Origin of the sequence: Embleya scabrispora, from assembly GCF_002024165.1 — a bacterium.
GTDB classification, from domain to species: domain Bacteria; phylum Actinomycetota; class Actinomycetes; order Streptomycetales; family Streptomycetaceae; genus Embleya; species Embleya scabrispora_A.
On record NZ_MWQN01000006.1, the window covers coordinates 84,418 to 107,301 of the forward strand.

At 69.9% G+C, this 22,884-nt stretch carries 20 protein-coding genes and 3 pseudogenes; 9 read left to right on the forward strand and 14 right to left on the reverse strand.

Annotated features, from left to right (window positions below; translation table 11 throughout):
• Positions 1 to 119 precede the first annotated feature (119 nt).
• A pseudogene (locus tag B4N89_RS53705) lies at positions 120 to 467 on the reverse strand (transposase); the annotation flags it as partial.
• 97 nt (positions 468 to 564) lie between these two features.
• Here B4N89_RS53705 and B4N89_RS52450 point away from each other — a divergent pair.
• Positions 565 to 1,838, forward strand: a pseudogene (locus B4N89_RS52450) (ISL3 family transposase); the annotation flags it as partial.
• Positions 1,839 to 2,525: 687 nt separating this feature from the next.
• Here the strand turns inward: B4N89_RS52450 and B4N89_RS46670 are convergent.
• Entirely contained in the window at positions 2,526 to 3,149 is a 624-nt protein-coding gene (locus B4N89_RS46670) for a TetR/AcrR family transcriptional regulator (protein WP_078982781.1), read from the reverse strand.
• A gap of 107 nt (positions 3,150 to 3,256) precedes the next feature.
• Here B4N89_RS46670 and B4N89_RS46675 point away from each other — a divergent pair, with 107 nt between their 5' ends.
• Positions 3,257 to 4,435 carry an FAD-dependent oxidoreductase gene (locus B4N89_RS46675; protein WP_078982865.1) on the forward strand — a complete coding sequence of 393 codons (1,179 nt, stop codon included), beginning with the start codon at positions 3,257 to 3,259 and terminating at the stop codon, positions 4,433 to 4,435.
• A gap of 167 nt (positions 4,436 to 4,602) precedes the next feature.
• On the opposite strand, the gene B4N89_RS46680 is transcribed toward B4N89_RS46675, so the two are convergent.
• From B4N89_RS46680 to B4N89_RS46705, 5 genes are all read right to left on the reverse strand, one after another.
• Positions 4,603 to 6,423 (reverse strand): hypothetical protein, encoded by a 1,821-nt coding sequence (locus B4N89_RS46680; RefSeq protein WP_078982782.1) that lies wholly within the window; start codon positions 6,421 to 6,423, stop codon positions 4,603 to 4,605.
• Positions 6,424 to 7,548: 1,125 nt separating this feature from the next.
• Positions 7,549 to 8,757: a GDSL-type esterase/lipase family protein gene (locus B4N89_RS46690; RefSeq protein WP_078982784.1), complete on the reverse strand. Its 1,209-nt coding sequence runs from the start codon at positions 8,755 to 8,757 to the stop codon at positions 7,549 to 7,551.
• Positions 8,758 to 8,907: 150 nt separating this feature from the next.
• Entirely contained in the window at positions 8,908 to 10,431 is a 1,524-nt protein-coding gene (locus B4N89_RS46695; protein WP_078982785.1) for an FAD-dependent monooxygenase, read from the reverse strand.
• Between the two features lie 72 nt (positions 10,432 to 10,503).
• Positions 10,504 to 11,202 carry a TetR/AcrR family transcriptional regulator gene (locus B4N89_RS46700; protein ID WP_078982786.1) on the reverse strand — a complete coding sequence of 233 codons (699 nt, stop codon included), beginning with the start codon at positions 11,200 to 11,202 and terminating at the stop codon, positions 10,504 to 10,506.
• A 57-nt stretch (positions 11,203 to 11,259) separates the two neighbouring features.
• The gene (locus B4N89_RS46705) at positions 11,260 to 12,261 is read right to left on the reverse strand and encodes a PhnD/SsuA/transferrin family substrate-binding protein (protein ID WP_078982787.1); all 1,002 of its coding nucleotides are present in this window, start codon (positions 12,259 to 12,261) and stop codon (positions 11,260 to 11,262) included.
• Between the two features lie 118 nt (positions 12,262 to 12,379).
• Here B4N89_RS46705 and B4N89_RS53710 point away from each other — a divergent pair, with 118 nt between their 5' ends.
• Positions 12,380 to 12,679 carry a helix-turn-helix domain-containing protein gene (locus B4N89_RS53710; RefSeq protein ID WP_201261212.1) on the forward strand — a complete coding sequence of 100 codons (300 nt, stop codon included), beginning with the start codon at positions 12,380 to 12,382 and terminating at the stop codon, positions 12,677 to 12,679.
• 392 nt (positions 12,680 to 13,071) lie between these two features.
• Here the strand turns inward: B4N89_RS53710 and B4N89_RS53715 are convergent, their stop codons facing one another.
• Together B4N89_RS53715 and B4N89_RS53720 are read right to left on the reverse strand one after the other, a co-directional pair.
• Positions 13,072 to 13,509 (reverse strand): arginase family protein, encoded by a 438-nt coding sequence (locus B4N89_RS53715; protein ID WP_078982788.1) that lies wholly within the window; start codon positions 13,507 to 13,509, stop codon positions 13,072 to 13,074.
• Positions 13,431 to 14,549 (reverse strand): annotated as a pseudogene (locus B4N89_RS53720) (arginase family protein); the annotation flags it as partial. The pseudogene B4N89_RS53720 and the gene B4N89_RS53715, both read right to left, overlap by 79 nt.
• On the opposite strand from B4N89_RS53720, the gene B4N89_RS53230 reads away from it, so the two are divergent.
• On the forward strand, positions 14,543 to 14,854 hold the full coding sequence (locus tag B4N89_RS53230; protein ID WP_321170769.1) for a PfkB family carbohydrate kinase: 312 nt from the start codon (positions 14,543 to 14,545) through the stop codon (positions 14,852 to 14,854). The pseudogene B4N89_RS53720 and the gene B4N89_RS53230 overlap by 7 nt on opposite strands.
• Positions 14,855 to 14,877: 23 nt before the next feature.
• On the opposite strand, the gene B4N89_RS46730 is transcribed toward B4N89_RS53230, so the two are convergent.
• From B4N89_RS46730 to B4N89_RS46740, 3 genes are all read right to left on the reverse strand, one after another.
• Positions 14,878 to 15,078 (reverse strand): hypothetical protein, encoded by a 201-nt coding sequence (locus B4N89_RS46730; protein ID WP_078982789.1) that lies wholly within the window; start codon positions 15,076 to 15,078, stop codon positions 14,878 to 14,880.
• 57 nt (positions 15,079 to 15,135) lie between these two features.
• Complete coding sequence (locus B4N89_RS46735) at positions 15,136 to 16,569, reverse strand: MFS transporter (RefSeq protein WP_235619400.1); 1,434 nt, start codon at positions 16,567 to 16,569, stop codon at positions 15,136 to 15,138.
• 246 nt (positions 16,570 to 16,815) lie between these two features.
• Positions 16,816 to 17,703, reverse strand: coding sequence for an oxidoreductase (locus B4N89_RS46740; protein ID WP_078982790.1), 888 nt, complete (start codon positions 17,701 to 17,703; stop codon positions 16,816 to 16,818).
• Positions 17,704 to 17,867: 164 nt separating this feature from the next.
• On the opposite strand from B4N89_RS46740, the gene B4N89_RS46745 reads away from it, so the two are divergent.
• Positions 17,868 to 18,764: a LysR family transcriptional regulator gene (locus B4N89_RS46745; protein WP_078982791.1), complete on the forward strand. Its 897-nt coding sequence runs from the start codon at positions 17,868 to 17,870 to the stop codon at positions 18,762 to 18,764.
• A 211-nt stretch (positions 18,765 to 18,975) separates the two neighbouring features.
• On the opposite strand, the gene B4N89_RS50530 is transcribed toward B4N89_RS46745, so the two are convergent.
• On the reverse strand, positions 18,976 to 19,134 hold the full coding sequence (locus tag B4N89_RS50530) for a hypothetical protein (RefSeq protein WP_161501081.1): 159 nt from the start codon (positions 19,132 to 19,134) through the stop codon (positions 18,976 to 18,978).
• Here B4N89_RS50530 and B4N89_RS46750 point away from each other — a divergent pair.
• The 4 genes from B4N89_RS46750 to B4N89_RS53235 all read left to right on the forward strand — a co-directional run bounded on the left by B4N89_RS46750 (position 19,133) and on the right by B4N89_RS53235 (position 22,014).
• Positions 19,133 to 20,062 (forward strand): hypothetical protein, encoded by a 930-nt coding sequence (locus tag B4N89_RS46750; protein ID WP_143658476.1) that lies wholly within the window; start codon positions 19,133 to 19,135, stop codon positions 20,060 to 20,062. The two genes, B4N89_RS50530 and B4N89_RS46750, sit on opposite strands and share 2 nt — an antisense overlap.
• A gap of 732 nt (positions 20,063 to 20,794) precedes the next feature.
• Positions 20,795 to 21,046 carry a hypothetical protein gene (locus B4N89_RS46755; RefSeq protein WP_143658477.1) on the forward strand — a complete coding sequence of 84 codons (252 nt, stop codon included), beginning with the start codon at positions 20,795 to 20,797 and terminating at the stop codon, positions 21,044 to 21,046.
• Between the two features lie 286 nt (positions 21,047 to 21,332).
• Positions 21,333 to 21,884, forward strand: coding sequence for a hypothetical protein (locus tag B4N89_RS46760; RefSeq protein WP_321170767.1), 552 nt, complete (start codon positions 21,333 to 21,335; stop codon positions 21,882 to 21,884).
• A complete protein-coding gene (locus tag B4N89_RS53235) occupies positions 21,856 to 22,014 on the forward strand; it encodes a hypothetical protein (RefSeq protein WP_321170768.1) in 159 nt (52 codons plus the stop codon). Before B4N89_RS46760 ends, B4N89_RS53235 begins: the two co-directional genes overlap by 29 nt.
• A gap of 75 nt (positions 22,015 to 22,089) precedes the next feature.
• On the opposite strand, the gene B4N89_RS46765 is transcribed toward B4N89_RS53235, so the two are convergent.
• A complete protein-coding gene (locus B4N89_RS46765) occupies positions 22,090 to 22,869 on the reverse strand; it encodes an NAD(P)-binding domain-containing protein (protein ID WP_078982794.1) in 780 nt (259 codons plus the stop codon).
• Positions 22,870 to 22,884: the final 15 nt, after the last annotated feature.

Consider the following 22,884-nt stretch of genomic DNA (forward strand, 5'->3'; position numbering starts at 1 on the left):
CGGCGCACCGCGGCCAACACGTGCGTGGAGTCGGTCCGCTGCCGCCCACCCCCTCTGACCAGCCCGGCGGCCACCAGGCGCTCCACGAATACGGCCGGCAGCCGGTCGGCACGATCGCCTTCCGCAACACGGTTCCGGAACTCGGACAGCACCGAGCGGTCGAACCCGGGATCATCCAACTCCGAACCCAGCGCGTACTTCCAGTCGATCCTGCAGCGAACCGACTCGGCCGCCTGCCGGTCCGTCAGGTTCTCGGCGAACTGCAACACCGAGACCAGCGCCAGGCGCGCGGGCGAGATCCCGCGTCGTCCGTCCGACGGATACCAGTCCGCGAAGTCCTCGTCCGTGAACAACTCGGAGAGCCGGTCCCGCACCCACATCGCCGTGGTGCCATGCGGGTTGTCAGCCCGCGCAACCTCCAACGTCCGCACCGGGATCCCGGCCCCCGAATTGGAGCCCATCGACATGGCCACTCCCCTCGCTGCGGCTCACTCCTTCCCAGCCAAGCAGCCCATGCGCGAACAGTCAGCCTGGCGAACGAAAGCGAATACTCGGCAAGATCACCAACAGCATCCGTTTCGTGAGCAGGTCGCCAATGTGCTGGAGCGCTGTCAGCGGCGGACGGTGCGGCTGCCGGCCCAAGTCCGCGCCGTGGCGCGGGAACTCGCGGGCCGCGCGGGCGCACGGACGCTGCAGGCGCTCGGGACCGGGCTGTCGCGGTGCACCGCCCCACGCATCCCGACCGACATCCCGCTGCCGGCCCGCCCTGTGCCGCGTGTCCCGGGCGTCGACGACTTCGCGCTCAAGCGCCGCCACCGCTACGCAACCGTGCGGACCAACGCCGAGACCGGCGAACGCATCGACGTGCTGCCCGGCCGCGGCGCCGACGCGCTCGAAGCATGGCTGCGTCATCACCCAGGCGTCGAGGTCGTGTGCCGGGACGGCTCGAGCGCCTACGCCGAAGCAATACGCCGCGCCCTGCCCGACGCAATGCAGGTGACCGACAGGTAGCACTTATGGCGGAATCCATGTGACAAAACCCTCGCCGAAGTCCGCTCGCACAGTTCGTGCCGGGCCACCGTCAACCCGCCCCGGCCCGGCGGGGCCGCCGAGCAGACCACCCGCGAGCGCCGGCACCAGGTCCACGACCCGCTCGGCAAAGGCGTCAGCCTCCTCGAATGCGCCCGCCGGCTGGATGTGTCCCTGAACACCGTCAAACGCTACGCGCGCACACGCGAACCCGGCACGCTGCGACGCGCGCCGCGCTATCGGCCGACGCTGGTGGACCCCTACCGGGACCATCTGCGCGCACGCCGCGCGGTCGACCCGGCCGTGCCCGTGCCCCAGTTCTTCCGCGAGATCAAGGAACTCGGCTACACCGGCAGCTTCAACCTCCTCCACCGCTACAGCACCCAGGGCCGAGCCGAGGGCGACCGGCCCGTGACCACCCTCAGGCGCTTCATCCGTCTTCTCCTCACCCGGCCGGACAACCGCCGCGAGAAGGACACCGCCTCATCCGAAACCCCACCGCCGCAAGCCCCGAGACGACGCAACTGGATGTCCTTACCGAGGAGTTCGTCTCACTACTGGCCCCCGACCCAGGGAACGACGCCAGGCTCACGACATGGATCGGAGCCGCCCGCGCCTCCGAACTGCCCCACCTGCACGCCTTCGCCAACGGCCTCGAACCCGACCGCGCAGCAGTCGACGCCGCGCTCACCACACCCCACCACAACGGACACACCGAAGGCGTCAACACCCGAACCAAACGCATCATGAGACAAATGCACGGACGAGCCGGATTCGACCTCCTCCGCCACCGCATCCTCCCCCCGTGACGCCCACACAGAGCTACGCGAACGCCCTGGCGAGACCGGACGGCTCCGGCGACGGTGTCACCGGCCCGTCGGCACGAAAGCCCTCATGCCCCGCTCTGCGGCTCGCGCCACTGACTCTTCCGGATGCGAGGCGCCGTAGCGGGCGAGCCCGAAGCGGTGTGCAGGTACGTGAAGCCGGCTCTCGCGCACCCCCGTCGTTCGGCCACCCCTTTTGCCAGAAAATCGCCCTTCCATCTCGGGCTTTGGTTCGAGTGGTGCCGCATTGCCAACCCGACTGTTGTGCGGTGGTCAGGGTTCGTTGGCCGTGCATGGCCATCGTTGGGCGCGTGGGTCTGTCGGCGCTCGCTCGGTTGTTCCCCACGACCAGGAGCGATCCGTCCGGGAAGAACGCCGCCGCGAGTACGTCGGGGTCTTCGAACGGGTCGCCGAGATGCAGGTGGGCGCCCCGCCCGTCAACGGCCACAACGTCACACACCGCCATCGACAGGCCCGATGCCCCATCAACGACCCGATCCGAAAGTCGTGAGGAAGAACGGACAGAAAACTCGACGGGTGAAAGGGCGTACGAACCCCCGCCCCGAGGCACCGGTTTCAAGCTCAGTCACACCAGGACCCACCCCCGAACCGGCATCCCGAGGACCTCCCTGCACCGCTGCCTACAGGGCATGGCCGCACCAGGCCGACCGGTCAGCCCGTGCCCGCCCCGGGTCCGGCCAGGCCGTGCAGCAACAGGGCGGTGAGGGTGTCGACGATCTCCTCGTCGGCGACCCGGGGACCACCCTTCCCGGCGGTGATCACCGCGAACCCGAGCGTCGAGACCATCGCCCCCATGGCCGCGGCGACCACCCCGGGGTCGCCCGGGAGTCGGTGACCGCGATCGCGGAGCCAGTCCAGGTGCTCGCGGAGGATGCTCGTCTCCTCGGCCAGGCTCGCCCATGCGCGGCCCTCGCCGGGCGGGCCGGCGAAGTTGGTCTGCATCAGGGCCACGACCACCGGTAGGTGGTCGCGGATCACCCGCCAGGTGACGGCCAGATGCTCGCGCAGTTGTTCGCGGTCGGTCAGATCGTGATCGCCCGGGTGGCCGTCCGTGTCGATCTCCGCGTCGGCCTGTGCGTTCAGGTCCTGCAACAGGGCCTGGAGCAGGGCGTCCTTGTCCGCGAAATGGGCGTAGAAGGAGCCGGTGGCGCGACCGGCCTCGCGGGTGATGTCTGTGATCTTCGTGTCGAGATAGCCGCGCTCGGCGAACAGTCGTCGCGCCGCGTCCTTCAGCGCCGCCTCGGTCTCGGCGGCCTTCTCCTTGCGTACGCCCATGGGCGGTGGGGCTCCTTCTCGGGCTTGACGTGTGGCCTCCCCCGTCATCATAGTGAACCATCATTCGATGAATTGAGATTCAGTGAATTGTGATTCAGGGGGCATACGTGAACGTCATCGTCATCGGCTGCGGAGTAGCCGGAGCGGCAAGCGCCATCGCGTTGCGGCGGCTCGGCGTGAAGGTCACGGTGTACGAGGCGTACACCGAACCGGCAGGCCCGGTGGGCTCGTTCCTGAGCCTGGCATCCAACGGAATGCGGGTGCTGCGCTCCCTCGGCGTGCTGGAGCAGGTCCAGCGGGCCGGGATTGACATGCCGAGCCAGCGCATGTGGTCGAGCTCGGGCAAACTGCTGGGGGATGTCCCGCGGGGCCGGATGAGCAGTGACGAGCTGCACAGCGTGACCCTGATGCGGGACGCGCTGGTCGAGGCACTGCGCGCGGAGGCACTCGCGGCCGGCGCGGTCATCGTCACCGGTGAGCGCCTGGTGGATGCGATCACCATCGAAGAGGGCGTACAGGCGGTCTTCGCGAGCGGCCTGACCGCGGAGGCGTCACTGCTCATCGGCGCGGACGGCATCCGGTCGGCCACCCGGTCACTGCTCGACCCGAACGCACCCACCCCCAAGTACGCAGGCCTCTACAGCATCTCGGGCGTCGCCGATGGCATCGCGACCGAACCCGGCGTCTTCAACCTGACTTTCGCCCGCAACGGCGCCTTCATCCACCTCGCCGCCCCCGGCGGCAAGGTCTGGTGGTCGGCCCAGGTCTCCCGCCCCGCACAGCCCGAACTCGGCCTCACCGACGAGGAATGGCTGCGCCGCCTCGCCGCGCTCTACCGGCACGAACGGGCGCCGTCCGCGATCCTTGGGGCCACCACCGAACTGCACCGACCCACCCTGATGCACAGACTCGACGCAGTCCCGGTCCGCCACAACGACCGCATCGCGCTGCTCGGCGACGCCGGCCACTCCGTCGGCGCGGGGCAGGGCGCGTCAATGGCCTTGGAGGACGCACTGGTCCTGGCGCAGTCACTGGCTACAGAGCCTTCGGCGGCGGCCGCTCTCTCGACATACGAGACCATCCGCTCGGCCCGCATGGCCAAGCTGGCCAAAGCGGCCTCGGACAACCGCGACGCCAAGACTGCCGGCCCGCTCACGCGGCGGATGCGCGACCTTGTGATGCCAGTGGCGGTCCGCCTCTTCTACGAGAAGGCCACGGCCTGGCTCTACACCCACGATTGCGGCGAACTACCGACCAGTCAACCGGATGGAGAATCCCACGTCTGACGAGCTCCCAGGCCGCGTGCGCAGGAGTTCAGGCATCGGTGCGGACGGCTACGGAATCCGACACCGGACCACCGAAACGAGTCCGCAGGACCCGGACGAAGCAGTCGAACCGTGACGGGCCGCCGGAGAATCCGACGGCCCGTCACGACGGTCGAGGTGGCGGATGTCTATGCTTCGAGGACGGCCAGGATGTCCTTCGAAAGATTCGCGTTCGAGTCCCACCACGCACGAAGTCGTGGCAGGTCGTTGGAATTCTCGGCGGTCAATTTATCGATGGCCGCGACCAATTTATCGCCCACGGAGCTGCCTCTCGCGCGGTTCTTTATCTTGCCGTTGAGGGCGGCGACAATTTGCACGATATCGGATGCCCATATTCCATCGGTGGAGGGCGCCGCGATGTTCCAGATATTGCCACTGCCGAGAGGGATCTTGTCTCCGAATTTCTGAATGGCCCGCTGCGCGTCCTGGAAAGTGAGCCCGTAGCGGGTGGCGCTCAGGCACGCGTCGTATTGAGCGATGTCGTTATCGTTCACGTTTCTCGGATGGTCGTCCGTGAGGCGGTGGCTCGCACCTTGTTCGAACTCCATGCCACCCGCCACGATATATGCGGGTCGGATGTAGTTCGATTCATGGCCCGTCGCGCCTCCGGCCGGGTGGGTAACGCCCCAGACAGTGTCTTTATATGCCCAGTACGTCGCATTCTTGACCGCCTCCGGGGAGTCATTTTCGCCGTTCTTGAGGTCCAGCCACAGAAGCTTGCGGAAATTTGGCCCGGTGAGGACTTTGGCGGTCGCCTTCGCGACCGTGGTGTCGTCCGCCCCGCTGCCCTGGCTCTGGAATTGTTCCCGTAGCCTGATCAGGATTTGGGTCGCGGCGCCCCGGTCGAATCCGGACGATTCCAGTGCGTTGTAGGCCTGCCGATTATAGGTTTGCAGACTGAGATCCTCACCGACGGGAGGGGTGACGGTCCACAGGTAATACCCGAGGCCCTCCGGATGGGCCAGGTCGCCGACGGTTCCGTCGGGGTCGGGGAAGATTTTCGCCTCGGTGACGGTCCACGTGATGTTCGGGGCGGACGTCATGTGCGCGATCTTCTTCGCGTCCTCCGTCATGACGTACATGTCGAGGGTGGGGAACCCAGCCATGCCCGCCAGGCCACTGGCGCCCGGAACGTTGACGGCCTGCAGCAGGTTGCCCAGCTTCTCCAGGAAGCCACTGGTGGGCTTGTTCGTCCCACTGAAGACGATGGCGTTCTCGATGTAGTTGGCCTCCGAGAGCTTTTCCGTTTGCCCCGGCCGGATCACCTGGGCTTCCCTTTTGATCTGGCCGACCAGTTTCTGGGTGAAGGGATCGTTGTCGGCGAGGGCACTCTGGGCGTTGGTCACCCGGTCAAAGAGGCTGTTGTCGCCGAAGAAGACGGCATCGAGGACGGTCTTCAAGTCCCCGTTCAAGTCCCTGCCCTTCTTCACCGTGGCGACCACGATGTTGGCCAGCGCTCGAGGGACGCCGATCTGACCTCTCTTCACCTTCAGGTTCTCGGCCTCGATCTCGGTTTTGAACCAATCCTGCCATTCCCCGGCCGCCTTCACCGCCCCGCGCATCGTGGCTTCCGTCACCACTCCCCCCACGCTCGCCGAGGTCAAGCTGGCGAGCGCGCTCGCCATGTCCGCCAGCACGAACATGGCGTGTGTCCTCTGGAGCACATACACGTTCTGATCGAGGTTGTTCGTCATACTCAGGGTCTGCGTGACGCCGGGGCGCGCCCAGTCCAGCATCGTGGTCCTCTTGATGAGGGATTTCAGGACCGGAATGTTGGTCTGCCCGGGGACCCATGTGCTGTATTCGCTGGAGTTGTATGTAGCGGCACCGGCGGGGGCGCCCACGATGAAGGTGGGCACGAAGCCGACTCCGAGAGAGAGAACCGCAGCTATGGCGCCGTTGGTCACCGCCTTCGCCGGCCTGTGTTCTTTCTTCTTGCTCGCGGACATTCGATTCCTCCCGGCAGAGCGTTTGAATGGGACACCCGTCCGGACCGTCTCCCGATTTCCCCACGACGCGTGTACGTACGAGGCCCGGGTCGGCCGACGGGGACGACGAGTCCGAGTTCCCGGACGGGCGCGGAGGGTCCGCACACATCACCGACCCCCTCGATCACGACCGGCGTCGCGAGGGGCTCCGGGGTGTCGCGTTCACCCAGACGGCCGTCGTCCGCCCGACGTAGCACGCCTCCTCCGACTCGGCGGGGCGCGGGAGACCGAGCCGTTCCCGGCTGCGCCGGTCGTCGTGCAGATACTTCACGAGCTCCGGGTCCGCTCCGGGCCTCCCGGCGGTGTCGACGGGTGCGAGAGCGGGACCGGCCCGGGCCGACAGGGCCTCGACCGGACTCTTGCGACACACGGCGCCGGTCCCTCCCATGCGGCACCGGACGTGGCCGCTCACGCGGCGTTCCCCTCCCCGACCGGTGGCACCCTCGTCGCGGGGCTCCCACCCACCGGTCCGTTGACGGCCCCTGCACCCTAGACGGATCCGCAACACCCCCACCAGAACAATTCAGGACATCCACACCGTCACCGGAATCTCGCATTACCGTCACCGGAATCTCGCATTCCGGCGGGCGTCACAGGGGCGGTCCCGGCCGCGAGCAGGCCCAAGCCGGCAGGGCACGGTCCACGTCCTTGCCCGAGTCGCGGTCGTGGCCGAACCTGGGTGATCAGGGCGGTGTCGGTGTGGACGAGGGTGTGCCGGCGTGCGGGGTCGTCGCCGCGATCCAGGCGGTGGTAGCCCTCGGGGGCCGGGACCCGGACGCGGTCGGGCACGAACGCGGTGCGGTCCACCCGGTTCCAGGCGTCGGTCCGGTCAGGGGTGAGCCGGCCCGCGGCGGCGAGTTCGACCGCCCACGCGGCAGCGTGGGCGGCGGCCGCGGGGGCGGCTGCGGTGTCAGGTGTGTTGATGCCGGGAGGGAGCTCATTTCTCGGGTGGGGCGGGCGGGGCCGCACGCACACACCACGCGGAAGCGCGCGGGCTTGGAACGGGCCACCTACGCGGGCGATCGTCGCCGCCGAACGCCGCCGCATCCGACCGCGTCGCGTTCACAGGGACCATCAAGGACTCGCTCAGTCGAAGAAGGAGAGATCGACGGCTTCCGCGAGGGCTCGGTAACCGGCATCGTTGCCGTGGAGGTTGTCACCCATGTGCAGGTCGCTGCGGATACGGGTGGAATCGGAGGGGTCGCGCCACACGGCATCGAAGTCGAGGACGGAGTCAAAGGCACCGCTCGTACGGATCCAGGCGTTGACCTGCTCGCGTGCCTGGTCGCCCTCGGGTGAGTACATTTCGGAGGCGCCGTAGGGAGCGATGGTCGCGGCGTGCACCTTTGCGCCGTGCGCGCGAGCTCGGGCCGCGAGCTGCACGTGGGCGGCGATGACGTCGTCCACGCCGACCCGGTCACCGGGGAACATCGCGAGGAACCCGGAGTTCTCCTCGGTGTCGGGGGCGAAGGAGAAAACGAGGTCGTTGCCGACGGCGAGCACGACGTGGCCCAGGCCCGGGGTGGCGAGGATGTCCCGGTCGAAACGGGCAAGGGCGGCGGTGCCGATCCCGTCGGTGAGCATTCGGTTTCCGCTGATGCTCTGGCTGACCACGCAGCGCGTCGGGCCGCCGCGGCTGTCCAGCCGCTCGGCGAGCAGATCGGTCCAGCGCCGATCCGCGCCGGGGCTGGAGCCGATGCCGTCGACGCGGGAGTCTCCCAGGACGGCGATGGCCCGGATGCGGCTGTCGGCCTGTATTTCGACGGCGGTGATCAGGCCTTGCGCCGGCAGGGGGATCGCGTCCGTGGGCAGCGAAGTCGAGGTGGTGACGTCGCCGGGGATGATCCAGCCGAGCGCGTGGAAGGTCCCATGGCAGGTGACGGTGTCGACGCGGCCGGGCAGGTGGAGGCTGATCGTCAGCCGCGACAGCGCGGCGACGTCCAGGTCGATGGGGTCGCTGAAGAGCGGCGCGCCGGCCGGGACGATGGCGGTCGGCCTGCCGCCGAACGTCACCGCACGACCGCTGCCGGGCCGGATCTCGCCGTCGGAGTCCGCGAGGCCGACGTGAGCGGCACCGACGGTCAGGGGCGCGCTTCCGTACTCGTTGCTGAGCCGGATCCGGATGCGGCCTCCCCCGCCGCTGACGCGCACGATCTGGCGCAGCGTCGCGTTCTCGAAGGGTTCGACGCCGGAGACGGAGTTGTCCGGCGCCTGCGGCGCGGCACCCCAGGTCCGCACCCAGCGGGAGACGTGCGAAGCTTCCGGGGCCGAAGCGGAGTTGCGGGTAGTGTTCACGATCGGGCTCCTTGGGCCTTGGGTTTCGGGGCTGATCCGGGACGCACGGCGACCGAGGCACCGCCGACGGCCGGCATCGCTGCCGGGACCGGCCCGGCCGAGGCCGAGGGCGACCACCGCCTCGTCGCGCCGGGCGCCGCGAAAATGCCTTCAGGTGTCGGGTGCGCCGAACCACCGGGTGGCGGCCTGCGCGAACGCCTCACGATCGGGTGTGTGCTCACTCGCCCACGCCACGACGCCGTCGGGACGGACGAGCAGGGCGGTGAAACCGAGGTCGTTGCGAGCCCGTCCCGCCGCGTAGCGGATCCGGCCCTTCCATCTCCCGGCCGCGTCCCGGAGCACGCGTTGGGCGCCGAATTCGAGTACGACGCCCCGACCCCGGTGCAGCAGTTCGCCCAGGCGAATGCCGTCCGCGAAGCGGAAGTCGGGCGCGGTGCGGCCGACGAGCGGTTGCTCGTCGGCCAGGTCGTAACGGTTGAACAGACCCGACGTCGTGCGGTAGACGTGCGTGGTGCCGTCGGAGGTGCTCATCAGGTCGTGGACCAGTCGGCGCAGCGCCGGGGCGTTGGGGCCCGGCTTCATCGTCGCCACCTGGGCGCGGGACCAGTCGAGCACGGCGGCGCCGACGGGGTGCCGCTCACCGGTGTACGTGTCGAGCAGGCCGTCCGGCGCCGTGCCTCGCACCGCGGCGGCGAGTTTCCATCCGAGGTTGACGGCGTCGCCGATGCCGAGATTGAGTCCCTGTCCGCCGAGCGGTGAGTGGATGTGGGCGGCATCGCCTGCGAGCAGAACGCGGCCCCGGCGGTAGGTGGTCGCCTGCATCGCGCGATCGGTGAAGCTGGACGCGAGGTGGACCTCGGTCAGCGTCACGTCGGTGCCGGAGATGCGGCGCAGCACCGTCTGGAGGTGCTTGGGGGTGAGCGGCCGGGAGCGGTCGAAGGCGCCCCCGTCGAAGTCCATCATCCCCAGGTGTCCTTCGAACGGCGTTCGCAGGAACATGCCGTTCGCCGTCGGGTTGAACCCGAGGGGCAGCCGGTCGGGGTCGGCGAAGGTGACCTGGGCGACGTAGCCGGTGAACAGGGGCTCGGTGCCGACGAAATCGAAGCCCGCGAGCGTGCGAACCGTGCTGCGCCCGCCGTCGCAGCCCACCAGCCAGCGCCCCTGGTACCGCCGTCCGGCGGCGGTGACGGTCACGACATGGTCGTCTTGCGTCACGGCGGTGACGTCGGCGCGCCGGACGATCTCCACGCCGAGCGTGGCGGCCCGCTCGGACAGCACGTGCTCGATCGCCGCCAGGCTGGTCATGAAGCCCTCCATCGCCGGACCGGGTAGCCGGTAGCGGAGGGCGGTCGACTCGATATCGGCCGCGTCGAGTGTCATTCCCGCGAAGTGGCTCAGGTCCTGGGGTGCGGGCGCCTCGCTCGCTTCGGGGGCGGCGCCGAGCGTGTCCACATCGGCGCCCGAGGCCCTCGCCGTCGCCTCCAGCAGTCCGCGGCGGTAGAGCGTCTCGGCCGACGCGGCGTTCAGGCCCCGCATCCCGAGCGGGAGTGTCTTCCACGGTGGAGTCGCTTCCTGTTCCCGCTCGAGGACCAGAACCGAAGCACCGGACAGGGCCACCTCGCCGGCCAGGAACAGGCCGACCGGGCCGCCGCCCGCGATTATCACGTCGTACATGGGAGTTCTCCCCGAGCGATCGTTGGTGAACCCGGCCGGGTGCGGCGGGTCGGCGCGGACGGATGCTGCGGGTCAGCGCAGACGGGCGAGGCCGCCGAGGACGACGGCGATGCCGGTGAGGAACTGCTCGCGGTCGTCGTGCTCGCTGATCCGGCCGGCGATGGCGTGCATGAACGGGTAGTCCTCGGGGTCGAGGGCCTGCCACGCCTCGGCTGTCGCGCCCAAGAACTCGTCGCGGTCCGCATGGGGCTCGACGCCGGAGGTGTCGCCCTCGATGCGGGCGTTCTGGCCGACTGCTCCGAGGATGTAGTGCACAAGGGTCGAGGCCGCGTCGAACCAGTGGGCCTGCGGCACGCCCAGCGCGCTCACCTGCCGGCCGATCCGCTCGAAGATCCCCACCGTGACCGGGCCGGCCGGGTTGCGGACGATCTGGAGGATCAGCCGCGTCGCGAGCCACGGGTGCTCGGCGATCGTGTCGAACAGGGCCAAGGCGACAACGCGGATCTCATCCTCCGGCGTGGCCGCCGTCTGGGCGGGCCGGGTTGTCAGGGCCGCGGTGACGACCGTTTCCGTCGCCGTGTCCAGCAACTCGTCCCGGTTGCCCACGTGGTAGTAGATCGCTCCGGCGCCGGTGGTCAGGCGCTCGGTCAGTGCCCGCACCGTCAGTGCGCCCTCGCCGCCTGCGTCGAGCAGTTCCACGGCGGTGCCGATGATCTGCTCTCGCGAGAGCACCTGGTTACGCCGCCCAGTCGGGCGTGCTCGTGTTGCCATGCCTCGATACTGCCACACTTGGAGCAATGAACCAAATTGGTGCGTTGATCCAACTACTTAGACCTCGCCGGGCAGGTCGGAGACGAAGACGTCGTCGGAGGTGAGTGGTTGCCTGGACAGGCCCTGCTCGTGGTGGTAGCGCAGGAAGGTCTCGACGGCCTTGCGGTTGGCATCGAGGCCGTAGGGCCACCAGTCCTCGCCGAGCAGGGCACGGTTCGCCGCGAACAGTTCGCTGAACCAGGGGGTGATCACCGCCATGTGCTGCTTGGCAGCGCCGGCTCGGTAGCGTTCCTGCACGATCTCCTTGGCCTGGTTGAAGGCGCGGTACACCGACTGTGTCAGACCGGGCACTCGGGCCAGGTCACGGCGGATGGCGACGACGTGCATCATCGGGAAGATGCCGGTACGGCGGTAGTAGTCGCGCTCGGCCGACTCGTAGTCGACGAACAGTCGCCGGATCTTCGTCGTCGAGGCGTCGATGAGGGCCTGCGGGACGTCGACCGACAGCAGGGCATCGATCTCGCCCGCCTCGAGCATGGCACCCAGGGTCTGCTCGCCCTCGGTGTGACGGATCTCGACGCCGTCCGGGACAGGCTGCGGAATCCACTCGAAGGCGGGGATCGGGTGATTGGTGCCGCCGATCACCCAGCGCATCCGATCGGGTGTGACGCCGTACTCCTCGGCCAGGATGCCCTTCATCCAGACACCCGGGTCGGAGCCGTACAGCGCGAACTCGCCGACCGTCTTGCCGGCGAGATCCCGGGGCTTCTCGATGCCGCTGTCGGTGTTCACGAACAGCGCCGAGTGGCGGAAGTTACGGTTCGGGAAGATCGGCAGGGCCAGGAAGGGCGAGTCGTCCCGGTCGAAGGTGCGCAGGAAGTAGGTCAGCCCGAACTCGGCGATGTCCAGTTCGCCCTCGGCCATGCGGCGGAAGACGTCGGAGACCAGCGGCGAGGTTTCCAGGACGGTGTCGACGCCCTCGATCGCGACCCGCCCGTCGAACAGCGCCTCGGTGTGCTCGTAACGGTAGACGCCCACCTTGAGCCTCACATCGGTCACAACCGTGCTCCCTTCCCGCAGGTCGCTCCCGTGAATGTTCTTTCACGCCTTACGGTGAGCGCCGGCGTTCGCCATCGTCAAGGCGAACGTCGTTCGTTTCCGAAGCGGCGTATGACCCGTGCCACGTAGCACCGCCGAACGTCGGGCGGCGAACCGGTTGCAGATCGCGGCGGCAGCCCGTCGCTGCTTCTCGCGCGACGGCTTCCGACAGACGTCGACGCCCGACATCGCGGCGGAAGCGGGTGTTTCGGTAAGCGTCCCCCTACCGCTATTTCGCCGGCGAGGAGGAGATCGTCCTCGAAATCGCCGGCGACGCCTCTCGCATGATGTTCGATCCCGTCGAGCGCCTTGTCGAAGCGAGCGGCGACGTCACCGTCGCCGATCTGGTGGCGGCGGCGATCGGCCGCCCGATCGGTGACCGATCGTCGACGGGACGGACCAGGCGGCCCCGGCCGGCGAGCTTTGGCGCTGTGCGATCCAGACGTGGGGCGAACTGCTTACGTAGGTGGCGGCCGTGAGGTGTGCAGACCTCGATCTCGTGGGTGTGGTGGGGGGAACCGCACGCTGATCTCGCGGCCGGCCTGTCCGGTCATCCAGTCGGCGATGTAGTCGCGGTGACGGAAGGCCACTCCGTGGCTTGTGATGACGCGGGGGTGGGCGTCGTCTTCGAGGGTGTCGGTGGGCCGGGAGTTGGGCCCTGCCCTGCCCTGCCGGGCCGCGTCGGGGCGGGTTCAGCCGGCGGCGGCCCGAAGCAGCGTCGGCACGATGTCGGCCGGCATGCCTTGGTCGCGGGCGTGGACGGAGGCGGTCTCACTCGTATTCGGTGATCGTCAGGCTCGCGACGGTGTAACGCTCGACGAGCGCGGTGACGGCGGCGAGCAGGGTCTGCGGGGTCAGGCCGCCCGGTTCGGGCGTGCCGACCGGGGAGAACACGGTGGGGTCGAGCACGTCGCGGTCGATGTGGATGTGTACGTGGTCGGCGCCGGTCGCGGCGGTTGCGTCGACCAGGTCCGTCGGGTCGGCGAGTCGAGCTGCGGGCAGCTCGGCGACGGCGTGCCGGTCGACGTACGCACGCTCGCCCGGGTCGACGGCGCGCACTGCGGCGCGGACGAGCCGGCTTGGTTGCAGGGCGGTTCGGGCACGAGCGCGGCCGGGCCCTCGCCGAGCAGCGCGCGCAGGATCATTCCGTGGAAGGCCCCGGACTGTGACGATGCCGGGGTGTTGAGGTCGTCGTGCGCATCGAACCACACGACAACCGCGAGCCGGTCGCCGTACCGGCGCAGGGCGGCCTCGACCGAGGCGAGGTGGACGCCGTAGTCGCCGCCAAGGGTCAGTACGGGCCGGTCGATTACGGCCACGGCCCTGCGGTGAGGGCAACGGCCTCGCCCGCAGTTGTTCGATTGTCCGCGGTTCCCCGTCGACCCTGTCGGACAATCCGTCACAGGCCGAGCATGGTGGGTGGGCCGCCCGGATCCCCCGGGCCGCTCGCGGATCGACATCCGAAGAAGGAGTCCCAATGCGCAACCGCACGCGTTCCGTCGCGCGCCTTGGCGCGTCGGTTCCTCGTCGTTATGCGAGGTTGGAGCCGTTGCCGCCGATCGTCGCGGTGCCACGGCCCCCGGACGCATGTCGGAGTGGGGGGTGTACCGGACACACCGGCGGAGGGTGGATGGGGCTGTGGCGGGGCAGCGTGGGCTGTTCGTGGGGCTGTGCGTGCTGGACGTGATCCAGGCGGTCGAGCGGGTGCCCGGGGCCGACGAGAAGGTGACCGCGCTGCGCCAGACGGTTGCCGCGGGTGGACCCGCGACGAATGCCGCGGCGACGTTCGCGGCGCTGGGCGGGGACGCGGTGTTGGTGACCGGGGTCGGTCGGCACCCGCTGGCGGACGGGATTCGCGGGGATCTGGCGGGAGTCGGCGGCGGGGCGGGGTCGCTGCGACTCGTGGATGCCGAGGCGGGACGTACCTCTCCCCCGTCGGTGTCGTCCGTTTGGGTGACGGCGTCGACCGGAGCGCGGGCCGTGGTGTCGACGAATGCGGTCGGGAGTGCGGTGACGCCGCCGCCCGATCTCGCCGACCTGGTGCGCGAGACCGGTGTCGTGCTTGTGGACGGCCACCACATGGAGGTCGCGCGATGTGCGGCCCGACAAGCGCGGAAGTCGGGGCGGAGGGTGGTGCTGGACGGTGGGAGTTGGAAGGACGGAACGGACGCGTTGTTGCGCGACGTCGACATCGCGGTGTGTTCCGCGGCGTTCCGACCGGCGGGGGGGCGATGGCGACGTCGTGGCATACCTGCTGGATCGCGGGGTCCGGTTCGCGGCGGTCAGTCGCGGTGGGCTGCCGATTCCCTGGGGCGCTCGCGGGGTGTCCGGGCCGGTGATTCGTGGCGAGGTCGCGATCCCGACGGGCGTGCGGGTCGTCGACACCTCGGGTGCGGGTGATGTGCTGCACGGGGCGTTGGCGTACGCGGTCGCCGGGTGGCCCGGCGAACGCAACGGGGATCATGAGCCGTTCGTCGCCGCACTGTCCTTCGCCGCGGGAATCGCCGGCCGCTCGTGCGGGGCGTTCGGTACGCGCGACTGGATGCGGGCGTAGGTCGACTCGCCCGGCCGCACGCGTCACCGCACGAGTGCGCGGCGGCCTGCGCCCGAGGGGTGCGCGTCGGGCGCCGGCGCCCGGACGGTCCCGCCGGCGCGTGTGCCGAGGCACCGGCGGAACGCGCGCACCGTCAGCGTGCCCAGCGCGGTCAGCGCGGTCAGCGCGCCCCACGCGTGCCCCGACGCACGATGCGACGAGCCCGGTCCGGCTCGGTGGCCCACGCCCGTCCGCCCCGCGGACGGGCGTGGGCCACACCGGCCCCTGGGCGCCGCGGGCGCTCACCCGGGCCGCACGGGATCGACGGCCCGTCCCCGTCGCGGTGACCGTCGATCCGGCGTCGCGGCCTTGTCGTTGCCGGGCAGGAACAGGGCCACACCCAGTGTGGTGGCCACCAGTACGGCCGCCGCGATGATCAGGCTGATCCGCATCCCGGTCATGAAGTGGGCGGAATCGGCGATCAGCGCCCCGAGCAGGGCGACCCCGACCGCGCCGCCGAACTGCCGGGCGGCGCTGAGCACTCCGGACGCCAGGCCCGCCCGTTCGGGCGGCACGGACTCCAGCATGGCCGCCGTCAACGGCGGGACCGCGAGTCCGCCGCCGATGCCGAGCGGCACCAGCAGGCTCAGCAGCAAGGGTGTGGGAGTGTCCTCGTGGACGAGGAGCAGGCCCAGGATGCCGACCGCCTGGACGACCTGGCCCAGGATCAGCGGCAGGCGCGGCCCGTATCGGTTGGTCAGCCTGCCGGCGAGCAGGTTGACCAGGATGGTGAAGGCCGTCATCGGAAGGAACATCAGCCCCGCGGTGAGCGCCGAGGCTCCGCGATGCTCCTGGAAGAAGATCGTGAAGACGAAGACCAGGCCGTAGTAGCCGAAGTTCAGGGCGAGTCCCACGCTGGTGCAGACGGCCACCGCGCGGTTGCGGAACAAAGCGAGTGGTACGGCCGGATCACTGCTGCGGGCCTCGATCACAAGGAACGCGCTGCCGGCGAGTACGGCGACCAGGAAGCCGCCGATCGTCATCGGGCCGGTCCATCCGTCCGACCCGCCGGTGATGACCGCGAACACCAGGGCCACCAGAGCCAGTACGGCGGTGACCTGGCCGGCCGGGTCCATCGGGGACGTCCCGCGTGCGGAGCGGGGTGCCCGGCGCATGGCGACGAGGGCGACGACGCCGACCGGCAGGTTCACGAAGAAGATCCAGCGCCAGCCGAGCCCGGTGGTGAGCGCGCCGCCGACCACGGGGCCGGCCGCGACCGCCGCACCGCCACCGGCGGTCCACAACGCGATTCCGCGGGCGCGCCGAGCCGGGGAGTCGTACGCCTGGCGCACGAGGGCGAGCGAGGCGGGCATCATCACGGCGGCTCCGGCGCCCTGAAGTGCTCGCGCGACGATGAGCACGGTGAGGTTGGGCGCGAGCCCGCACAGCGCGGACGTCACGGTGAAGACCGACAGCCCGATCATGAAGGCGCGGCTCGCGCCGATGCGGTCGGAGACGGCGCCGGCCGACAGCAGCAGGGCCGCGAAGAACAAGGTGTACGCCGTGACCACCCACTGCAGGGCGGAAACCTGGCCGTCCCACTGCCGGCCGATGCTCGGCAGGGCGACGTTGACCACGGTGGTGTCCAGCGTGATGACGAAGAAGGCCAGGCAAGCGGCCGGCACCGTCGGCGGGATGCGGCGCGACCGGCCGCCGGCCGCGCCGGTGTCGGGCAAGGCGCCACCTCCGCTGCCGGCCGCGGTCCGCTCCTTCACGGTGTCCGTCCCGAGTGCGCCGACGGAGAGGCGAGTAGGCGGGGGTCGCGGATCGGCTCGTTCCTCTCAGCGGGGCTCGCCACCCCCTCGTCGCGTATGTCGCGGATGCGGTCCATCGGTCTTCCTTCCCGGTTCCTGTACGTGTTTCGTCTGCCGCGTATCGCTCGCCATGGGAACGCCCCACGGCGGATGGCACGCCCGCTTTCCTCACTCCCCGTCGAGATCGGTGGCCCGGCTGATCGCCTCCCAGGCGGCCGCCTCCTCGACTGCGGACTTCAGCCGTGTGGCGATGGCGTCGGCGGCGTCGTTGCCGAGGGCCAGTCGCAGCGGGGGCTGTTCGGCGGCCAGCACGGTCAGGATCGCCGCGGCGGCCTTGTCGGGGTCTCCCGGCTGCTTGCCATCGCTGCCCGGAAGCCCGGCGCGGACCGGGCCGACCGTCTCCTCGTACGCGTCCAGCGGCGCGGACTGCCCCAGCGCGCCCTCGCCGGCGAAGCCGGTCCGGAACGCCCCCGGCTCCACGACCAACACCCGGATGCCGTGCGGGGATACCTCCTCGGCCAGCGCCTCCGACAGTCCCTCCAAGGCGAACTTGGTGGCCGAGTAGGCGCCCACGCCGGGGAAGGAGAACCGGCCGCCCATGCTGCTCATCTGCACGATGGCGCCCGAACCCTGGCGGCGCATGTGCGGGAGTACGGCGCGGGTGAGCGCTGCCGGGCCGAAGAAGTGCAGGTCCATCAGGTCGCGGAGTTCGCGGTCGGTGGTCTCCTCGACGGCACCGATCAGTCCGCGGCCGGCGTTGTTGACCAGTACGTCGATCCGCCCGTACCAGAGCATCACTTCGGCGACGACGGCGGTGATCCGGGCCGAGTCGGTGACGTCCAGGGCGACGGGGACCACACGTCCCGGGTGCGCGGCGGCGAGTTCGTCGAGGGATTCGGGGCGGCGGACGGCCGCCACCACGGTGTCGCCGGCGGCGAGCGCCGCTCGGGTGATCGCCTGCCCGAAGCCGGAGTTGGCGCCGGTGATCAGCCAGACCCTGCCGGTCGCGGAACGGGTGCCGGACGGGGCCGCCGCGGTGTGGGTGTTCTCGCTCATGGGGTTCTCCGTAGGTCGTTCGGTGGCCGGCCGGGCCGGCGAACACGGCCGAGGTGGTGTTCCGGCGTGCGTCTCCATTACGGCCCCCGACCGGCCCCGCCGTCCAAGACAAAGATCGACACGGTCGATAAAGAACATGTATCGCCCACGGTTATGCTCTGGCCATGGAGCTACGGCAGTTGCGATACCTGGTGGCGATCGCCGAGGAGGGAAACCTCGGCCGGGCAGCGGCACGCCTGTATGTGAGCCAGCCGGCCCTGTCCTACGCGCTGCGGAAGCTGGAGACGGAGCTCGGTCTTCCCCTCTTCCAGCGACACTCCGGCGGCGTCACGGCAACGCCCGCCGGGCACGATGTGGTGGCCGAGGCGCGGCGCGCCATACACCAGGCGGAGCGTGTCCTCGCCGTGGCGAAACGACACCGGAGCCGGGAGGCGGCCGTGCTTCGGGTCGGCTTCGAGGCCAGCGGCGCGGGCGAGTTGACCACCCGAGCCCGGGCCGAGTTCGCCCGCCGCAATCCGGAGGTCCGGGTGGAGCCCAAGCGCTTCGACTGGGGCCAGGAGGCCGACGCCCTGCGCGACGGGCGGGTGGACGTCGCCTTCGTCTGGCTGCCCGCCGACCTCACCGACCTGCACGCCGAGGTGGTCCACACCGAACCCCGGGTCGTCGGCCTGCCCCTCGGGCACCCGCTGACAGGGCGTACGGGCATCGGCATCCTGGAGGTCAAGGACGAGCCGCTGCTGTGGACCGAGCGCGCGCCGCGCGACTGGGTCGACTGGTGGGCGGTGAACCCCAGACCGGACGGCTCCACCCCCCGCTGGGGCCCGACGAACGACAACGTCGAGGAAATGCTGGAACAGGTCGCCCAAGGCACCGCGATCTGCTTCGCCCCGGCGAGCATGGCCCGGTACTACGCCCGCCCCGACCTGTCCTGGACCCCGCTCACCGACGTCGAACCGCTCAGGGTCGCCCTGGCCTGGCCCGAGGGCACGAACGCTCCGCTGATCCAGGATTTCGCCGAAGTGGTACGCGAACTCGCCATCACCGTGCGCGATTCGGCGTAGCGCCGTCCCGCTGGGGCGGTGTCGCCACCGATGGGACACCGCCGGGAAACCCGGCGGCCGACGAATTCGGGTCGACCGTCACCGTCGGATGCCGTCACGAACGCCATCGGGTCCCGGCGGGTGTTGGCCGACACGGCGTACAGGACGATGAACGCGGCACCGGGCGGTGCGGCGAACGCGGCCCGGACGAACACGACGCCGTCGCGCGGGCTCAGCCACGTCGCCAGGTGTCGACCAACGCCCGGATCAACCGTTGCGGCAGAGCGAACACCTCGACACCGTCGTTGAACGGACCGCAGACCCACTCCGGCCACCACGCGTGGAGGAGTTCGGGCGCCGGGAGGTCCGCGGAGGGCTCCGAGAAGTACATGTCCCACTCGGCTATGGCGCTGTCCGGCTCATGGCTGGAACACACACTCGACGGGCGGCCCGCGTCACACGCGGCCTTGGCTCGGCCCTTCGTCCACTGGTTCCTCCTGCATCGCGCGCGTCGACGGGCGTCCTCGCGGCGGCACACGGTCTCGTCCGAGACCCGCATCCGCCATGAGGTCCGCAGCGCCCTCGCATTGATGACCTGGCTCGACGAACAGGCCTGCCGAGTCGAGGACTTGGACCAAGACCTCATCGACCGCCGGCTCGACGAACGACCGGGACGCGGGGCCCTGATCCGATCGTTCCTCATCTGGACGGCAGCTCGAAAGCTCACGCCCAGGCTCAACGCTCCTCGCCACGTCCAGCAGGAACCGGACGACCTCCTCCCGGAGGACGAACGCTGGAGGCTCCTCAAGCGGTGTCTCACCGACGAGACCCTGCCTCGGGACGTCCGCGCGGCCGGAGGACTACTCCTGCTGTTCGGCCTCACCACCGCCCGCAGCCGGCACCTCACCGACGAAGACCTCGAAGAACGCGGCTCCGACACCTACCTACGACTCGGCCGACACCCGCTCCCGCTGCCACCGCAGCCGGCAGTTCTCCTCCACGGCCTCGCCGAACGGCCCATGGCCAAGACCATGATCCCGCACAGCCGCACCGGCCCGCGTCTGCCGTTCCCCGGGCGGCTGTCGGATCAACCGATCCGCCGTGACACCCTCACGGCCAAACTCGCCCACCACGGAATCGGCGCGCGCCCCGCACGCAACGCAGCCCTCGCCGGACTCGCCAACGAACCCCCCGCCGCCATCATCGCGGGCTTCCTCGGGATGCACCCCAACACCGCCGTTCGATGGTCCCGGTTCGTCGGAAGCGACTGGACGGACTACATCAAAGCGCGACCGGAGGACGCCGGAATCAAGGAATAGCGCACACTTCGATTACGTGCACTCCGCCAGCCGTCCTCACACCCTGAGACCCCCTCCGCCCGGGCTCCCGAACCCTCCACAAACAGTGGTCTCGGCCCGACCTGCGGATTCGCGGGAAATCGGGCCCGAGGCGGTGCTCTCCGGTGCCGCTACCAGGCCACCGTGGCAGTTCGGCGGCTCGTCCGGCGCCCACGGCCGCCTCCGCCTCCCCGGGGGCGCACGCCACGTACAGGGGATACCGCACCTCGCCCCCGCCGCCCGCCGTGACGCCTTCGTTCGAGATTTCTCGCCCATCAGGCGACTTCCCTTCGAAACAACGGTGGCCGTCCCCGGACACAACGAGGGCGCCCGTCGGGAGTTCCGATACCAGGGTGCCGGAACGGACCACCACCCCGGTCCCTGCCGCTGCCGAAGCGGCCGGCGGCCCTGCGACCGAGGATCAACGGCTGGTTCATGACGTGCCTCACTTCCCGAGTCGTGGCGTCCGCCCGACCGGCGGACACCCGGGCGGTGCCGTGCCGGCAGTCGGGCTCCGCCTCACGGTCGCCCTCCAGTGAAGCGGTGTGCGCATCGGGTGACAGACTTTCCGGGACCGCCCGGCACTCGGACCGGTACCGGCCGCCGACGCGCAATACACGCCCTCGAACGGGCGACGACGTCCTCGCGTACTTCGTGGACACGATCGGCCTGGCCTGTGTCGTCGTCGGTGCCCGCAGTGGTCCCCAGGTGGTAATGGACGACATCCGGCTCATCGGCCGCCCGCCCTCCGACGTGACAAGCGAGCTCGTCGCGTACCTCGAACAGCGAGGCATGCACGTCCAGTTCATACCGAGCGGGGACATCGGCTCGACGGACCTCGGATTCTTCACGGACGCCCAACGAGGCGGTGACACCCTCGTCTCCTGCGCGCTGTTCGGCAGACCCGATACGCGGGCCCTCAGCGTGTGGGACAGCATTCTGATCGACGCCTGGGACCGGAGCTGACCCACCGCCGGCACGTCGCGTCGGCAGTGGACGCAGGTGGCCGCCGCAGACCGGAGAACCGGCGCGTCGTTTCCCCGGCGCGCCGGCGCGGTCCTGCATCCCGGACGTATCCTTCGCCGGCCGGCGGGTGCCGGCTACCGCGGGTGGTAGGAGTCGGCGATCCCCCGACGCATGCCGCCATCACACGTGCGCAGCCCGTGTCACGATGGGCGCGTTCGGGTGAACCCGCCTCGTTAGCGGGTGAGTTGGCGGTGTCCCGCGATCCGGAACCGCTATGTGTGGGGGCATGACACGCTCTCGTGCATTGGCGTCGGCCATCGCCGCGGCCCTGCCGCTCCTGGCCCTCGCACCCTCCTCCCCCGCGGCCGCGGCGGCGGTACCCGGCGAGAGCGTGACCGCTCCCCTGTCGTCGCTGATCGCCGCACTGCCCGTGCGTCCCGAGGGCAGCCGCGACGGCTACGGCCGCGAGCAGTTCAAACACTGGGTCGACGCGGACAGAAACGGCTGCAGCACCCGCAACGAGGTCCTGCTCGCCGAGGCCGTCGTCCGGCCCGAGGTCACCGGACGGTGCACCATCACCGCCGGGACCGGGCAGTGGTGGTCGTGGTACGACGAGACCACCCAGGGCGACCAGTTCGACGTCGACATCGACCACATGGTCCCGCTCGGCGAAGCGTGGGACTCCAGCAGCGCGATGGACCGCCGTCGAGCGACAGGCGTATGCGAACGACCTCGACCACGAGCGGTTGTCGATCGCGGTGTCGGCGGCGTCGAACCGGTCGAAGGCGGACAAGGATCCGGCGCAGTGGATGCCGCAGTACGAAGCCTACGTGTGTGAGTACACCGCGAATTGGATCGCGATGAAGCTGCGGTGGGGCCTGTCGGTCGACGCGGCGGAGCGCGATACGCCGGCCGTGAGGGTGGCTGCCTGGCCGGACGTGGAGCTCACCGGAAGCCGTGCGCGGTGACCGCCGTCGCCAAGGGCCTCTATCTCGACCGCGTCGTGGTCGACGCCGGACTCACCCTTGGCATGGAGGTCGCGGCTACCTCGACTTCGGTGGTGACAGGTCGGCGAGGAGGCCGTCGAGGACGTTCGTGAGGGCTTTCGCGTTGGCCGCGTCGAACCAGGTGCCACGGACGCGTTCGTTGTTGCCGTTCGGTGTTTCGTGGTCGGCAGCGAGTTGGTCCAAGGATCGGTTCTTGTCGCCCAAGGAGCGGCCGACGCCTTGGAAGAGGCCGCGAACGTAACGGTCCGCGTCGTTGGGGGCGATACCGTGGTCGGCGGCCCACGCGGTCAGCGTGTCGAGATACGCGTAATGGGTGGTCAGCGTTCCGGTCAGTGCGGACAGGACGTTGAAGGAATCCTCGTCCGCGACGGGGAGTGCGCCGCCCAGCCGCTCGAAGAAGGCGTCCACGTCCGGGTGTGACGGGTACACCACTGTGACGGAGCGACGTTCACGGATGGTCGGCAGGGGGATGGCGCGAACCAGTGGGGCGTCGGTGCCGAGCACCTGCCGCAGGTCGTCGTTGCCGACGCCGGCCCTGAGGTTGACCACGACCTTGTCGCTGCCGACATGGACCCGGGCCAGGGCCTCGTGCCGGTGCTCGCGGCGCATCGCGAGGATCACGATCTCGGAGCGGTCCGCCACCTCCTGGTTGTCGGCGCACACCTCGACGTCTTCGTATTGCGCGGACAACTCCGCGGCCGGGCGGGCGCCACGCGGCGAGAGGAAGACCTCCGATGCGGCTCGGCCCTCGTGATGCAATCCCGTCACGATGGCCCGCCCGATCTCGCCTACCCCGATGATGCCGATGCGCTGCACGGTTTCCTCCTAGGT